Raw genomic sequence first — 15,118 nt, 5'->3', positions numbered from 1 at the left:
GGGGGGGGGGGAGCTCTTGTGTGTGTCGGGGGGCGCTCCCTTCGCCCGGGGCGGGGGCGCCGCCGGCGGCCCCCCCACGGGGGGGGGGGGGGCGCGGGCCCTCGGCCGTCGCGGTGCGGGACCGCGCCGGGTCACTCCTCGATGCGGACCTGCTGCACCACCGGCGCCTTGGCGTCGGCCGGCGCGTCGGCCGGGGCCTCCTTCATGGTGCTCAGCAACTGGCGGGCCAGGCCCAGGCCGGTGCCGCCCATGGTCAGCGCCTTCGCGAACATCTCGCCCATGCCGTCCGCGCCGTTGAGCAGGACCATGTGCTCGACGTTGCCGAAGGACTCGGCCGCGGCCCGGACGATCTCCGGCCACTTCTCCGCCAACTCCTGCGCCACGACGGCGTCCTGGTTCTCGGCGAGGGCCGCGGCGCGGGCCCGGATGCCCTCGGCGTTGGCCAGCCCGAGCGCCCGGGCCGCCTCGGCGTCCGCCAGACCGCGGGCCTCGACGGCCGCGGCCTCCGCCTGACCGGTGGCCCTGGTCGCCTCGGCGGCGGCCAGGCCGCGCAGCTTGGTGGCCTCCGCCTCGGCCGCCGCGGCGATCTTCACCTGGCTGGCGTCGGCCGCCGCCCGCAGCTCGGTCTCCCGGGCGTGCGCCTGGGCCGAGGAGATCCGGGCGTCGCGGTCGGCGTCGGCCTTGGTGCGGGTCTCGTACGCCTTGGCGTCGGCCGGCTTGCGGACGTCGATCTGGAGCTGCTGCTCCTTGCGCTGGGCCTCCAGCTCGGCGACCTTCGTCTCCTGGACGACGACCTCCTGGCGGGCGGCCGCCTCGGCGAGCGGTCCGGCCTGCCGGGCGCGGGCGCTCGCGGTGTCCATCTCGGCCTGGTAGGAGGCCTGCTGGATCTCGCTGTTGCGGGTGGCCTCGGCCTTGCGGGCGAACGCCTCCTGCTCCGCCTCGGTGGCCTCGCGGTCGGCGGCGGCGGCCGCGATGCGGGCGTCGCGCTGGACGGCCGCGGCGTGCGGGGCGGCGAGGTTGCGGATGTACCCGGTCGGGTCCAGGATCTCCTGGATCTGCAGCGAGTCGATGATCAGACCGAGCTTCTCCATCTCGGCGCCCGAGGCGGCCCGGGTCTCGCCGGTCAGCCGATCGCGGTCGCGGATCATGTCCTCGACCGTCAGCCCGCCGACGATGGAGCGCAGGTGACCGGCGAACACGTTGTGCACCCGCTGGCCCATCATCTTCTGCTGGTCCAGGAAACGCCGGGCGGCGTTGGCGATCGACACCGAGTCGTCGCCGACCTTGAAGATGACGACACCCTTGACGTGCACCGGGATGCCCTGCTGCGTCACGCACTCGACGTCCAGCTCGGCCTCGTTGAGGTCCAGCGACAGGCGGCGCACCGCCTGCATGCCCGGGACGACGAAGGTGCCCCGCCCGGTGACGATCCGGAAGCCCAGGCCGTCCCCGTGCTTCGACCCGGAGATGATCAGTGCCTCGTTCGGCTCGGCGACCCGCCACATGAGCTTGAACAGGATGATCACAACGATGATGGAGGCCACCACGGCCCCCGCGACGACGCCGATAACCATCGGCCGACTCCCCCTTCAAGGCACACCGCTCCGTGGCTGCGCGTGGTTGTGCAGGAGTGCGCGGACGCGGTGGCAGCGGAGATTCTGCGCCTGTTCGTGCGCGTGCGCCAGTAGGTGACGTCGTGACTTCGTCCCGGTCCTGTCACGGGCCCCGTGACGAGGGAGGATCGTCCGTCAGAGCGGCGACACGAACACCGTGCGCGGCGCCTGGTACTCGACCACGATCACCTGCGTGCCCGTCGGCAGCGGATCCCCCGGCACCGCCAGGTACGCCAGGAACGCCTCCGTCCCCTGCCGCTCGGGCACGTGCACCAGCACCTCCCCGACCAGGCCCGCGCCGACCTTCCCCGTGACCCGTCCCGTCAGTCCGATCATGGGCTTCAGTCTGCGCCCGCCGCCCGCCCACCGGAAGCCCTCTGGACCTGCGGCGATCCTCTCGCTACGGTGTTGGGCGTCATGTGCAGGCAACACCGCCTGCGGACGCGGGAGCTCGGAGCACCGGGCTGAGAGGGCGCTGAACGGTCCGTCGACGGACGGCCGGGACGCTGCGCCGACCGCAGGAACCTGGACCGGGTAATGCCGGCGTAGGGAGTGAAGGTCAGATGACCACGTTCGACGCACAGCCGCAGTCTGCCCAGAGCGCCCCCAGCAGCGAGCGCACCGGCTACCCGACCCCGGCCTGGCGCAAGGCCCACCGCGAGGGATCCCGCCCCGATCTGCGGGTCCCGTTCCGCGAGGTGGTGCTCACCAACGGCAAGACCGTTCCGCTGTACGACACCTCCGGCCCGTACACCGACCCCGCCTACGAGCCCGACGTGCGCCGCGGCCTGCCCGCCCTGCGCGACGCGTGGATCCGCCAGCGCGGCGACGTCGAGGAGTACGACGGCCGCGAGGCCCGCCCCGAGGACGACGGCATCAAGCACACCTCGCCGCGCGGCGGGAACCTGCGCAACCTCGACGCCGTCTTCCCCGGCCGCCCCCGCCGCCCGCTGCGCGGCCGCGGCGGCGCCGCCGTGACCCAACTCGCCTACGCCAAGCGCGGGATCGTCACGCCGGAGATGGAGTTCGTCGCCCTGCGCGAGGGCCTGGCCCCCGAGTTCGTGCGCGACGAGGTGGCCCGCGGCCGGGCCGTCATCCCGGTGAACGTGAACCACCCCGAGGTGGAGCCGGCGATCATCGGCACCAACTTCCTGGTGAAGATCAACGCCAACATCGGCAACTCCGCCGTCACCTCCTCGATCGAGGAGGAGGTGGAGAAGATGACCTGGGCCACCCGTTGGGGCGCCGACACCGTCATGGACCTCTCCACCGGCCGCAACATCCACACCACCCGCGAGTGGATCCTGCGCAACTCCCCCGTGCCGATCGGCACCGTGCCGCTGTACCAGGCCCTGGAGAAGGTCGACGGCAGGGCCGAGGAGCTGAGCTGGGAGGTCTACCGGGACACCATCATCGAGCAGTGCGAGCAGGGCGTCGACTACATGACCGTCCACGCCGGCGTGCTGCTGCGGTACGTCCCGCTGACCGCCCGCCGCAAGACCGGCATCGTCTCGCGCGGCGGCTCGATCATGGCCGCGTGGTGCCTCGCGCACCACAAGGAGAACTTCCTCTACACGAACTTCGAGGAGCTCTGCGACATCCTCGCCGCCTACGACGTCACCTTCTCGCTCGGTGACGGCCTGCGGCCCGGCTCCATCGCCGACGCCAACGACGAGGCGCAGTTCGCCGAGCTGCAGACCCTCGGCGAGCTCGGCCGGATCGCCCGCGAGCGCGACGTCCAGGTGATGATCGAGGGCCCGGGCCACGTCCCGATGCACAAGATCAAGGAGAACATGGATCTCCAGAAGGAGATCTGCGACGAGGCGCCGTTCTACACGCTCGGCCCCCTCACCACGGACGTCGCCCCCGGCTACGACCACATCACCTCCGGCATCGGCGCCGCGATGATCGCCTGGTGGGGCACCGCGATGCTCTGCTACGTGACGCCCAAGGAGCACCTGGGCCTGCCCAACCGGGACGACGTCAAGACCGGCGTGATCACCTACAAGATCGCCGCCCACGCCGCCGACCTCGCCAAGGGCCACCCCGGCGCCCAGGCCTGGGACGACGCCCTCTCCGACGCCCGCTTCGAGTTCCGCTGGGAGGACCAGTTCAACCTGGCCCTCGACCCGGAGACCGCGCGCGACTTCCACGACGAGACCCTCCCCGCCGAGCCGGCCAAGACCGCGCACTTCTGCTCGATGTGCGGCCCGAAGTTCTGCTCGATGAAGATCTCGCAGAAGATCCGCGACGAGCACGGCGACGGCTCCACGGCCGTCGGCACCGAGTTCGACGCCGAGGCGCTGGCCGGCATGCAGGCCATGTCCGAGGAGTTCAAGGCCCACGGCAACAAGGTCTACCTGCCGATGGCGGACTGACCGCCGCCGCCCCAGAGCCGGCCCGCGTTCCTCCGGGGGGAGAGCGCGGGCCGTTTTCCTTTCCGCCCGGCGGCCTCGGACGGGTTCCGGTCTTTGCCGCCCCGCCATCGTGCGTCCGGGGGAAAACGGAGGCACCCTGGGGGGAAGGCCGACCAAGGAGGCAGCGATGGGCAGCCCGATCAAGGGGACCGATCCGAGCGACGAGACGAACCGGGACGCCAAGGCGTCCCCGCGGCAGCTGTACAGCGGTGGCGAGCGGCCCTTCGACCCCGAGGACCTGGTCATGGCGTCCGGGCAGGACGTCACGCCCGAGCGCCTCGCGTGGGCCAGGCGGCAGATCGACGAGAAGGGCGCGGCGGCGCTCGAACGCTACCTGCCGTAGCGGCCGCTCCGGGGTCCTGCGCGCGGCCCCGGGCGTGGCCCGGGGCAGCGGTGCGTCAGCCGACCTCGTCGGGGCCGGTGAAGCCCGGCGGGGTGTAGCCGGGGGTGCTGAAGTCGGGCGGGGTGAAGGCGGCGGGGCGGGAGGTGCGGCCCTCGGGGTCGATGAGGCCGTCGGGGCCCGGGCCGGTGAAGCCCGGCGGGGTGTAGCCGGGGCTGGTGAAGTCCGGGCGCTGGGCGGGGACGGCCGGGAGGCCGGCGTGCAGGTAGGGGAGGAGGCCGTGGTCGCGCAGGGCGGTGCGCCAGGCGCGGCGGGCGGCGGCGAGCTCGGCGGCGAGGTCGGGGTCGGTGCCCGCGGGGGCGCCGGAGCCGTCGCGTAACGCGGTGAGGACGAGCCCGACGAGGCCGACGGTCATCGCGACGATCCCGGCCGCGAGCGCGATCCAGCCCGCGGTGACCAGGGAGCGGGCGAGGACGAGCCCGGGGTCGGCGGCGCGCAGGGCGTACCCGAGGAGCAGCAGGACCAGCGCCGCGGCCCAGGCCAGGATCGGGGTGAGCACGGTGAGGACCGGGAAGAGCCCGGCGCCGCCGTCGGCGGAGCGCAGCTGGGAGAGCAGGCCGGGGGCGGCCGGCTCGGCGCCCTCGGCGGGCGGGGGCGTGCTGCGCAGGCTCTCGCGCAGCCCGGTGTAGTGCTCGTACTCGGTGGCGGCCGCGGCGGCGATGGCGTCGGCGTCGCGCAGGGCGCGGGCGCGCAGCTGGTCGGCGGTGAGTGCGCCGGGCGCGCGGAGGGCGGTGCGGACGGTGCCGTCGCGGAGGGCTTCGGCGAGGAGGCGCTCGTACTCCGGGCGGTCCTCGGCGAGCAGCGGCGGGGGGTTGGTCATGGGGACCCCGTTCATGCGGACCCCGGTTCGCTCCGCCTCGCGGGCTGGGTGGGCCCGCAGGGGCGCCGAATCGGGCGCGGAGGCGGGCCGCCGGACGGGCGGCCGCTCGTGGTGTGCCTCATGGTAGGGGCGGGTGCGCCCGCGCTGACAGTCCGATTCCGGAATTTCGCGCCCCGGGCCGCGCGCGTGCGACGGCCCGGGCGCCGGGAACACCCGTGCGACGGGTGGGCCGGCGGGTGACGTCAGTTGACGGGCAGTCGGGCGATGAGCAGGCGCCCTTCCATGGTGACGCCGCCGTCCATGGCGACCGCGAGGTCGTCGGCGTACACGTACGGCCCGGGGATGTGCGGCGGGGCGCCGTCGTCGGCGTGCACAGCGCCGGTGAGGTACGGGATCGGGCTGTGGCCGTGCACGATCCGGCTGCCGCCGTAGGTGTCGAGGAGCTCGTGGACGGCCGTCGGGCCGGCGTCGCCGCGGAAGGCGAAGCGCTTGGTGAAGCGGCGGAAGCAGTCCCACCACTCGTCCACGCCCTCGTCGGCGAGCAGGCTGTGCACCGCGTCGTTGACGTCGGGGATGGACTCGCCGTACTCCAGGTAGGCGGTGGTGTCGGAGTGCAGCAGCAGGTGGCCGTCCTCGATGGCGATGGCGGGCAGCCGGGAGAGCCAGCTGATGTGGTGCGCCTGGAGCCGGTCGAGGTCGTGCTGCTGGCCGCCGTTGAGCCGCCAGGCGGCGAGGAAGGAGGCGGTGCCGGCGGTGGACTGGACGGGTTCGTCCCCGTACCTGGCGGCGCCGAGGAAGAGCAGTTCGTGATTGCCCATCAGGGCCCGGCAGTAGCCGCCCGCGGCGGCGGCCTCGGCGGCGAGCTGCATGACGAGGTCGATGACGCCGATGCCGTCGGGGCCGCGGTCGGTGAAGTCGCCGAGGAACCAGATCCGGGAGCGGCCGGCGCACCAGTGGCCGTCGGCGTCGATGATGCCCTGGTGGCGGAGTTCGGCGACGAGTTCTTCCAGGTAGCCGTGGACGTCGCCGACGACGTAGAGCGGGCCGGGCGGCTCGTCCGGGCCGGGGGCCGGGTACGGGTAGCTGGGCACGGGCTCGGGTAGCGGCGGGCCGAGCTCGATGGTCGGCGGGTCGTCGCGGCCGGGGAACTGGTCGGCCGGCCGGTCGGGGTGTCCGTCGGCCAGGGGGTCGGGCACCGCGTCGGGGAACTGGAGGGCCGGCGAGGGCCGGTCGGGCAGGGTCGGCTCGTAGCCGGGGTGGTCCTGGTGGTTGAACGCCGGCGCCTGCCCGGGGGCGTGCATCGTGTGTCCGTGCGCCTGGCTGTCGGCGGGCCAGTGCTGTTCGAGGTAGCGGGCGCCGCCGTAGCCGCTGTAGGTCTCCGCTTCGTACGGCGTCCCGGCGTAGCCGGCGGGTTCGGGCTCGTAGTAGGTGCCGTACGGCAGCACGTCGAGGTCCGGCTGGTGGCGGGGGCCTGAGGAGGGGTGTTCAGGCCCGGGGAAGCGGTCCTCGGGTGTCATTCGCCCATCATAGGAAGACCACTCTCCCGGCGTCGTCACCTGGTGGGTATCCAATCCTCCGGAGCGTCAGCCGGGCCGTCCCGCAAGGTCCGTTTTGTCCCGGCTCGGTATGGTCTAGACCTCGCCCGGGGGTCGGGGAGGACTGACGGTGGTGCGCGGACTGCGGCGCTGCGAGGAGGCCCGGACGATCAGCTCGGTGGGCATCAGGGTGCCGGGCGGCGGGCCGGTTCCGGCGGTGCGGAAGCGGGGCGGGAAGAGCCGGGCGATGTCGACGCCCGTCCCGGAGTCGACGCCCTCGATGGCGTCGATGAGGAGGTTGACGACGGTCGTGCCGATCCGGCGGGGCTTCAGTGAGAGCGTGGTGATCGGGGGCTCGGTGGAGGCGTAGACGTCGCTCTCGCTGCAGCAGACCAGCAGGAGGTCGTCGGGCACCCGCAGCCCGTAGCGGCGGGCGGCGGCGAGCAGGTCGGTGCCGTTGGGGTCGAACAGGCCGTAGACGGCGTCGGGGCGGTCGGGGCGGGCGAGCAGCCGGTCGGCGGCGACGGCGCCGGCGGCCGGGTCGTGGGCGGGGTAGGCCTCGTACACCGGCTCCTGGCCGACCTTGGCGCACCAGCCGAGGTAGGCCTCGGTGGAGAGCCGGGTGTAGGTGTCGGTGCTGGTCCCGGTGAGCAGGCCGATCCGGCGGGCGCCGGCTTCGGAGAGGTGGTCGAGGATGCCGAGCACGGCGGCCTCGTGGTCGTTGTCGACCCAGGCGGTGACCGGGCAGTTGCCGGGCTTGCCGTCGCTGACCACCGGGACGCCGGACCGGTAGAGCTCGCTGACCAGCGGGTCCTGGTCGGGCGGGTCGATCACCACGGTGCCGTCCAGGGCGATGTTGCCCCAGACGTCGTGCCGGGAGGACGCGGGCAGCACCACCAGCGCGTAGCCGCGGCCGAGGGCGGCGCTGGTGGCGGCGCGGGCCATCTCGGCGAAGTACGCGAACTCCGTGAAGGTGAACGGCTCCTCGCCGTAGGTCGTGACGGTCAGCCCGATCAGGCCGGACCGTCCGGTGCGCAGGGTGCGGGCGGCCGCGGAGGGGCGGTAGCCGAGGCGCTCGGCGACCTCGCGCACCCGGCTGCGGGTCTCGTCGGGCAGGCGGCCCTTTCCGTTCAGCGCGTCGGAGACGGTGGTGATCGACACTCCGGCGGCTGCTGCCACATCCCGGATGCCGGCCCGCTCCAGACGCCGTGAGGTGGTGGGTCGCCGACCGCTCTGGTTGGCTGCTGCTGTCATGGCGGACCGATCGTATGGCTCCTGACAAGGTCCTGTGACCGGCGCATCGGGAGCCTTTGGAGATACGTTTCTCCACGAGTGAGCCGGGGCGCGCCCCTTCGATACCGGCCCAAAACCTGGCGTCTTACCTCTGACATGTGCCAAAGGAACCCGGCAGAATGGCTGATCTGCACCGGTGGGCCGACCGGCCAACTCACTCCTACGGGTGAGCGCGGTCGGTATGGTGCAAGGCACCCGACCGGGGTGGTCCGGGCGTGTGCACCGGAGGACCCGCACCAGAGGACGCACACCCGGACATCGCGCGTCCACCCGACGCGGAGATCGAGAAGATCGAGAAGGAGCAGGACCGTGAGCGACACGTCAGCGCAGGGCCCGCGGCTGCGGCCGACCCTGGACGGCATCCCCACCTACAAGCCCGGCAAGCCGGCCGGCGCCGACGCCTACAAGCTGTCCTCCAACGAGAACCCGTACGGGCCGCTGCCCGGCGTGCTGGCCGCGGCGGTCGAGGCGGCCGGGTCGTTCAACCGCTACCCGGACATGGCGGTCAACGAGCTCACCGAGGAGCTGGCCAAGCGCTTCGGCGTGCCGGCCGAGCACATCGCCACCGGCACCGGCTCGGTCGGCGTCGCCCAGTCGCTGATCCTCGCCACGGCGGGCCCGGGCGACGAGGTGATCTTCGCCTGGCGCTCCTTCGAGGCGTACCCGATCATCACCCAGGTCGCCGGCGCCACCCCCGTCCCGGTCCCGATCACCGCCGGCGGCGACCACGACCTGGACGCGATGCTCGCCGCGATCACGCCGAACACCCGGCTGATCTTCGTGTGCAACCCGAACAACCCGACCGGCAACGTGATCCACCGCGCCGAGCTGGAGCGCTTCATCGACGCGGTGCCCGGCGACGTGCTGGTCGTCGTCGACGAGGCCTACATCGAGTTCATCCGCGACCCCGAGGTGCCCAACGGCATCGACCTCTACCGGGACCGCCCGAACGTCTGCGTCCTGCGCACCTTCTCCAAGGCGTACGGCCTCGCGGGCCTGCGCGTCGGCTTCGCGATCGCCCACGAGCCGGTGGCGACCGCGCTGCGCAAGACCGCCGTCCCGTTCGGCGTGAACCAGCTCGCGCAGGACGCCGCCGTCGCCTCGCTGCACGCCGAGGACGCGCTCAAGGTGCGGGTGGACGCGCTCGTGGAGGAGCGCGCCCGGGTGGTGGCCGGGCTGCGCGCCCAGGGCTGGGACCTCCCGGACTCGCAGGCCAACTTCGTGTGGCTGCCGCTCGGCGCGCGCTCGGCGGACTTCGCCGCCGCGGCCGCCGCGGCCGGCGTGATCGTCCGGCCGTTCCCCGAGGGCGTGCGGGTGTCGATCGGCGAGGCCGAGGGCAACACGATCTTCCTCGCGGTGGCCGAGGAGTTCCGCAAGACGCTCTGACGTCCGCGTCCGTACGCAGGGGCGTTCCGCACGCGCGGTGCGCCCCTGCGGCGTTCGGGAGGCGTTCGGGAGGCGTTCCGGAGGTGCTCACGACGTGCTCGCGGGGTGCTCCGGGCGCTTTCGGGAGGCCCGGATGCCGCCGGCGTGGTGCCGGGCGCTGCCGGATGCCTGGGGATCGCTGGGAGCGGGCTGGGAGTTCGGCCAACGGCCGGCCACGCGGCGGCCAAGCGGCCCGCGCGAACGGGCCGGTGCGAGCGGAATGTCCGGATCCACCCGTTCAGCCTTCTCCCAGCCCGCGCCCAGGCCGACGCAAGAGCGCCCGGCGAAGCTGTCCGCCATGAAGGTGCTCCCACGACGGCGAGGCGCCGTCCTCGTCAATTCCGCCCTGGGCGTGGCCCTGCTGGCCTGCGCCGCGCTGGCGTACACCACGGTGAACAGCGGGCCGAGCGCGGCCGCCGGACAGCCGAAGGCCCGGACCGCGACGGTGGCCAAGGGGACGGTCCTGGCCACCGTGTCCGGAACCGGCACGCTGGTGTCGCCCACCGACGCCGCCCAGGACTTCACCACCGGTGGCCGGCTCACGGCCGTCAAGGTCGCGGTCGGGGACACCGTGAAGAAGGGCCAGGTGCTGGCCACCGTCGACACCACCGCCGCCCAGCAGCAGGTGGACGCGGCCAACGCGGCGCTCACCACGGCCGACGCCAACCTCACCAAGGCCCAGGCCGGTGTCACCACCACGACCGTCGAGCCGCTGCCCCAGACCGGCGCTCCCGCCGCCCCGAGCCCCAGCCCCAGCCCCAGCGCCGGTGCCGGGGGCGGCGGCCGCGGAACGGTCGGGAACACCGCGCCCGTTCCGCAGACCACCACCGTCACCACCACCAAGGTGGACGACGCGGCCGTCGCCTCGGCCGAGCAGCAGGTCGCCACCGCGCAGACCAACGTGGCCAACGCCCAGGCGGCGCTGGCCGGCACGACCCTCACCGCGTCGGTGGACGGCACCGTCGCGTCCGTCTCCGCCAAGGTCGGCGACACCGTCGGCGGGGGATCGTCCGCCACCACCTCGGGATCGACCAAGTCGACTGGGACGAGCGCGAGTTCGAGCAGCGGCACGCCGAGCGGCTTCATCGTCCTGACCAACCCCACCGGGATGCAGGTCACCGCCAACTTCTCCGAGCTCGACTCGCTCAAGCTCAAGAAGGGCGAGGCGGCCACCGTCGCGCTGAACGCGCAGTCCGACACCAAGCTCAACGCGACCGTCCTGTCGGTCAGTTCGCTGCCCAGCAGCAGTGGTGGCGGCAGCGCGGGCTCGTCGGCCGTCCAGTACGCGGCGACGCTCCAGATCAGCGGCGACACCAGCACCCTGCGCACCGGCCTCAGCGCGACCGTCTCGGTGGTCACGGGCGAGGCCGACAACGCGCTCTCGCTGCCCACCTCCGCGCTCGCCGGCACCGGCAGCAGCCGGACGGCGAACGTGATGCAGGCCGACGGCTCCACCCAGCGGATGAGCGTCACGGTCGGCGTCGAGGGCGACAGCACCGTGCAGGTGCTCACCGGGCTCAAGGAGGGCGACAAGGTCGAACTCCCCACCACCAGTGCGGGGAACGGCTTCCCGAACGGCTCCTTCCCGGGGCAGGGCGGCCAGGGCGGTCGCGGCGGTGCGGCCGGCTTCGGCGGTGGTGGCGGCGGCATCCCCGGCGGCGGCGGTGGCGGCAACGCCGGCGGCGCGGGCCGCGGCGGCAAGGGCTGAGCATGCGTCACGTCATCGACAAGCGGGTGCCCGCGGGCCCCCCGCCACCCGTCATCCGGATCCGCCGGCTCACCAAGGCCTACGGCCACGGCGACGCCACCGTGCACGCGCTGCGCGGCCCGGCCGACCCGGCCACCGGCACGCCGCTCGGCGTCGCGCTGGACATCGACCAGGGCGACTACGTCGCGGTCATGGGCAGTTCCGGCTCCGGCAAGTCGACCCTCATGAACATCCTCGGCTGCCTCGACGTCCCCACCGCCGGCAGCTACCAGCTGGACGGCATCGACGTCGGGCACCTCGACGAGGGGCAGCTCTCGCTCGTCCGCAACCGCAAGATCGGCTTCATCTTCCAGTCGTTCAACCTGGTGCCGCGCACCACCGCCCTCGCCCAGGTCGAGCTGCCGCTCGCCTACGCGGGCGTGCGCGCCGCCGAACGGCGCCGCCGGGCGATGGCCGCGCTGTCGCTGGTCGGGCTCGCCGAGCGGGCCGGCCACCGGCCCAACGAGCTCTCCGGCGGCCAGCAGCAGCGCGTCGCCGTGGCCCGGGCACTGGTCACCGCACCCGCGATGCTGCTCGCCGACGAACCGACCGGCAACCTGGACAGCCGTGCCACCGAGGACGTGCTGGCCATCATCGACCGGCTCAACGCCACCGGCCGCACCGTCGTCCTGATCACCCACGAGGACGAGGTCGCCCGGCACGCCAAGCGGGTGCTGCGGCTCGTCGACGGCCAGATCGTCAGCGACGTCCGGCAGGCCCGCGTGGACGGTCCGCCGCCGCTGTTCGACGGCCCTCCGCTCGTCGTGGGGGTGCCGGCGTGATCCTCTGGCAGATGCTCCGCTTCGCGGTCGGCGGCCTCGCCGCCAACAAGGTGCGCTCGGCGCTCACCATGCTCGGCGTGCTGATCGGCGTCGCCTCGGTGATCCTGCTGCTGGCCGTCGGCAACGGCTCGTCGGTCGCGGTCAAGGACTCGATCACCTCGCTCGGCACCAACTCCCTCACCGTCAGCTCCGGTTCGGCGAACGGCGGCTCGCGCGCCACCTCGTCGGTCAAGAAGCTGACCGTCGCCGACGCCAAGGCGCTCGCGACGGAGGCGGACCCGGCCGCGGTCAAGTCCGTCGCGCCCGTCGTCACCACCAGCGCCACCGCGCTGTACGGGAACGTCTCATACAGCCCCGGCTCGGTCGTCGGCACCTACCCGGCGTACTTCGAGACCTCCAACCAGAAGGTCGCGCACGGCGAGTACTTCACCGACGACGACGTCCTCGGCTCGCGCAAGGTCGCGGTGCTCGGCGCCACCACCGCCAAGCAGCTCTTCGACACCGAGGACCCGGTCGGAAAGAAGATCACCGTCGGCGGCACGCCCTTCACGGTGGTCGGTGTGCTCCAGGCCAAGGGCGGCAGCGGCTTCACCGACCCGGACGACGTCCTGATCGCGCCGCTGCCCACCGTGCAGAACGCCTTCACCGGCTTCGGCCCGGTCAACCAGATCCTCGTCCAGGCCGCCTCGGCGGACAGCACGACGGCGGCCCAGTCCGAGATCACCCGGGTGCTGCTCGCCGCCCACGCGATCACCGACCCGGCCAAGGCCGACTTCCGGATCACCAACCAGGCCTCGCTGCTCACCGCCCGCGAGAGCACGACCAAGACGTTCACCGTGCTGCTCGGCGCGGTGGCCGCGATCTCGCTGCTGGTCGGCGGGATCGGGATCACCAACATCATGCTGGTGACGGTGACCGAGCGGACCAGGGAGATCGGCATCCGCAAGGCGCTCGGCGCCCCCCGCGCGGTGATCCTCGGGCAGTTCCTCACCGAGTCCACGCTGCTGTCGGTGATCGGCGCCGGGCTGGGGGTCGCGGCCGGGATCGCCGGCTCGCACTTCAGCATCGTCGGCATCAAGCCGGTGGTGATCCCCGAGTCGGTGCTCGGCGCGTTCGGCATCGCCGTCGCCATCGGGCTCTTCTTCGGCAGCTACCCCGCCAACCGGGCCGCCTCGCTGCGGCCGATCGACGCCCTCCGGCACGAGTAGGACACGACCATGACCGAGATCAACGACCCGGCCGAACAGGTCGCCCTCCTCGCCACCCCGCCGGACGCCCGGGACGTCGCCGGCGAGCTCGCGGCGCCGCCGCGCCGGCCGCTGCCCTGGCTCTCGCTGCTCCTCGCGGGCGGAGTGATCGCCACGGCCGCGTTCGCGGGCGGGGTCTGGTACCAGGAGAACAACGGGACGACCTCCTCCGCGCCCCGGGCCTCGGCCGCCGGCGCCTCGCAGCGTGCCGCGGCGGGCGGGCAGGGCGGGCAGGGCGGCTACGGCGGCCAGGGCGGCACCGGCTCCCGCAGGGGCGGTGGCCAGGGCGGCCAGGGGCAGGGCGGACAGCCCGGCTTCACGCGCGGCACGGTGAAGGCGGTGGACGGCACGACCGTCTACCTGACCGACGCCAACGGCAACACCGTCAAGGTCACCACCGGCGACGCGACGAAGGTCCAGCTCAACAAGGACGGCAAGGTCGCTGACCTGCAGCCCGGCCAGAGCGTGACCGTCGTCGGCACCCCCGACGCCAACGGTGGCTACACCGCCAGCCAGCTCGTCGAAGGCGCCGCTGGCGCGGGCGGCGGCTTCGGCGGCGGCGGTTTCGGCGGCGGTGGCGGCAACCGCACCCCGTCCGGCGGCTGACCCCGCCCGCCGCGAGGCCCTCGCCCGTCATCGGGTGGGGGCCTTCGCGCGTTCCACCCCGGCTCGCGGCCGTCCGGCGGTTTCATCCTGAGCGTCGCGACGACGCCGAGCGCGACGGTGAGAACGTCACCCGGATGCGGCCGTCGAGCGTGGTCTCGGTCCGACGAGAGCGAGGTCATCCTCCGCGCCACCCCCCCAGAAGCTCGCCGACCTCCTCCAGCGCGCCAAGGCCGACGAGCTCACCCCCTGGCGAATCGCTCCTGCGGCCCCTTGCTCCCGATCCGCGGGACGCTCGACGGCGAGTCGGTCGCCGTCAACGCCGCTCTGCTGTGCCACCTCGCCGGCGCGGCTCACGTCACCACGATCGACCGCACCGAGCGCCTCGTGTCGACAGCCCGCACCCGGCTGGCCGAGGCCGGTTTCAGACCGAGCGTCCTGCGGACGGACGGGCAGGACGGGTGTCCGGACCGAGTGCCGTTCGACCGGATCATCGCCACGTGTTCCGTCCGCCGCATCCCCCGGGCCTGGCTCGACCAGTGCGCGCCTGGCGGCCTCATCGTCGCCCCGATCGCCGACGCGTTGGGCGGCGGCGCCGGGGCCCGCCTGACCAAGCTGCCGGACGGCCGAGCCGTGGGCCGCTTCCTCCACCAGCCCGCCGCCTTCATGCCCCTGCGCTCCGCCGACGAGCCCGGCCCGCCGGCTCCCGAGCCGGGGGCCGGGGGGCGGACTACTGCGACCGGCTCCCGTGTCCTGGACGACCACAGGTTCTCGTTCTGGGCGGGTCTCCACCTCGGCCCCACGGTCGTCCGGTGCGGCAGCACCCTCCACGACCCGGCGGACGGCTCGGTCGCCTACGTGCAGGACGACACCGTCCTCGTCAGCGGTCCCCGTGACCTCTGGCAGCTGATCGAGGCCGCGCACAGGTCCTGGCTCGACCACAACCGCCCCCGCCGCGAGTGGTTCACCGTCGAGGCGGGGCCGGAGGGACTGCTCGTCGGCTACACCGCTCCGGACGGCTCTTCGACGCGATGGAGCAGCTGAGTCCTCTCGGATCAGAGCGCAGGAAGTCGGCCCAGCCGACTTCCTGCGCTGCGGTCCTTCCTCTGCGTCGCCGGGGGGGCGCACCACCAGAAGGGGAGGAAGACGAAAAAGGAGGGGGGGAGGGGGGGGGGAGGTGGAGGGCAACAACAACACCCCGCAGAGGCTAGGGGAGGGAGGGGAGGCGCCACACAC

13 protein-coding genes and 1 riboswitch are annotated in these 15,118 nt (G+C 73.4%); of the genes, 8 read left to right on the top strand and 5 right to left on the bottom strand.

Going from position 1 to position 15,118, the window contains the following annotated elements:
* Window positions 1-131: 131 nt before the first annotated feature.
* Window positions 132-1,574: an SPFH domain-containing protein gene (locus tag ACFV4G_RS13430; protein WP_380439678.1), complete on the bottom strand. Its 1,443-nt coding sequence runs from the start codon at window positions 1,572-1,574 to the stop codon at window positions 132-134.
* A gap of 174 nt (window positions 1,575-1,748) precedes the next feature.
* Window positions 1,749-1,949 (bottom strand): hypothetical protein, encoded by a 201-nt coding sequence (locus ACFV4G_RS13425; protein WP_380439676.1) that lies wholly within the window; start codon window positions 1,947-1,949, stop codon window positions 1,749-1,751.
* Window positions 1,950-2,046: 97 nt separating this feature from the next.
* Window positions 2,047-2,182, top strand: a riboswitch (TPP riboswitch).
* Here ACFV4G_RS13425 and thiC point away from each other — a divergent pair.
* A complete protein-coding gene (thiC, locus tag ACFV4G_RS13420; RefSeq protein ID WP_380439674.1) occupies window positions 2,177-3,991 on the top strand; it encodes a phosphomethylpyrimidine synthase ThiC in 1,815 nt (604 codons plus the stop codon). (Overlaps the previous riboswitch by 6 nt.)
* 166 nt (window positions 3,992-4,157) lie before the next feature.
* Window positions 4,158-4,373: a hypothetical protein gene (locus ACFV4G_RS13415; RefSeq protein WP_359964259.1), complete on the top strand. Its 216-nt coding sequence runs from the start codon at window positions 4,158-4,160 to the stop codon at window positions 4,371-4,373.
* Window positions 4,374-4,428: 55 nt separating this feature from the next.
* On the opposite strand, the gene ACFV4G_RS13410 is transcribed toward ACFV4G_RS13415, so the two are convergent.
* The 3 genes from ACFV4G_RS13410 to ACFV4G_RS13400 all read right to left on the bottom strand — a co-directional run bounded on the left by ACFV4G_RS13410 (window position 4,429) and on the right by ACFV4G_RS13400 (window position 8,039).
* Window positions 4,429-5,250 (bottom strand): hypothetical protein, encoded by an 822-nt coding sequence (locus ACFV4G_RS13410; protein WP_380439672.1) that lies wholly within the window; start codon window positions 5,248-5,250, stop codon window positions 4,429-4,431.
* A 242-nt stretch (window positions 5,251-5,492) separates the two neighbouring features.
* On the bottom strand, window positions 5,493-6,767 hold the full coding sequence (locus ACFV4G_RS13405; RefSeq protein ID WP_380439670.1) for a metallophosphoesterase: 1,275 nt from the start codon (window positions 6,765-6,767) through the stop codon (window positions 5,493-5,495).
* A gap of 114 nt (window positions 6,768-6,881) precedes the next feature.
* Window positions 6,882-8,039, bottom strand: coding sequence for a LacI family DNA-binding transcriptional regulator (locus ACFV4G_RS13400; RefSeq protein WP_380439668.1), 1,158 nt, complete (start codon window positions 8,037-8,039; stop codon window positions 6,882-6,884).
* Window positions 8,040-8,387: 348 nt separating this feature from the next.
* Between ACFV4G_RS13400 and hisC the strand changes: the two genes are divergently transcribed.
* The 6 genes from hisC to ACFV4G_RS13370 all read left to right on the top strand — a co-directional run bounded on the left by hisC (window position 8,388) and on the right by ACFV4G_RS13370 (window position 14,926).
* Complete coding sequence (gene hisC, locus ACFV4G_RS13395) at window positions 8,388-9,464, top strand: histidinol-phosphate transaminase (protein ID WP_380439666.1); 1,077 nt, start codon at window positions 8,388-8,390, stop codon at window positions 9,462-9,464.
* 337 nt (window positions 9,465-9,801) lie between these two features.
* A complete protein-coding gene (locus ACFV4G_RS13390; protein ID WP_380439664.1) occupies window positions 9,802-11,211 on the top strand; it encodes an efflux RND transporter periplasmic adaptor subunit in 1,410 nt (469 codons plus the stop codon).
* Between the two features lie 2 nt (window positions 11,212-11,213).
* Window positions 11,214-12,032, top strand: a complete 819-nt coding sequence (locus ACFV4G_RS13385; RefSeq protein ID WP_380439662.1) for an ABC transporter ATP-binding protein — start codon at window positions 11,214-11,216, stop codon at window positions 12,030-12,032.
* Window positions 12,029-13,240 carry an ABC transporter permease gene (locus tag ACFV4G_RS13380; protein ID WP_380439660.1) on the top strand — a complete coding sequence of 404 codons (1,212 nt, stop codon included), beginning with the start codon at window positions 12,029-12,031 and terminating at the stop codon, window positions 13,238-13,240. Before ACFV4G_RS13385 ends, ACFV4G_RS13380 begins: the two co-directional genes overlap by 4 nt.
* Before the next feature lie 9 nt (window positions 13,241-13,249).
* Window positions 13,250-13,885 carry a DUF5666 domain-containing protein gene (locus tag ACFV4G_RS13375; protein WP_380439658.1) on the top strand — a complete coding sequence of 212 codons (636 nt, stop codon included), beginning with the start codon at window positions 13,250-13,252 and terminating at the stop codon, window positions 13,883-13,885.
* 270 nt (window positions 13,886-14,155) lie between these two features.
* Window positions 14,156-14,926: a hypothetical protein gene (locus ACFV4G_RS13370; RefSeq protein WP_380439656.1), complete on the top strand. Its 771-nt coding sequence runs from the start codon at window positions 14,156-14,158 to the stop codon at window positions 14,924-14,926.
* The last annotated feature ends 192 nt before the right edge of the window (window positions 14,927-15,118 follow it).

The sequence above is a fragment of the Kitasatospora sp. NPDC059747 genome, assembly GCF_042732955.1.
GTDB lineage: Bacteria > Actinomycetota > Actinomycetes > Streptomycetales > Streptomycetaceae > Kitasatospora.
The sequence above is the reverse complement of the archived record's forward strand: the minus strand, read 5'-3'. Positions and strand labels throughout refer to the sequence as shown.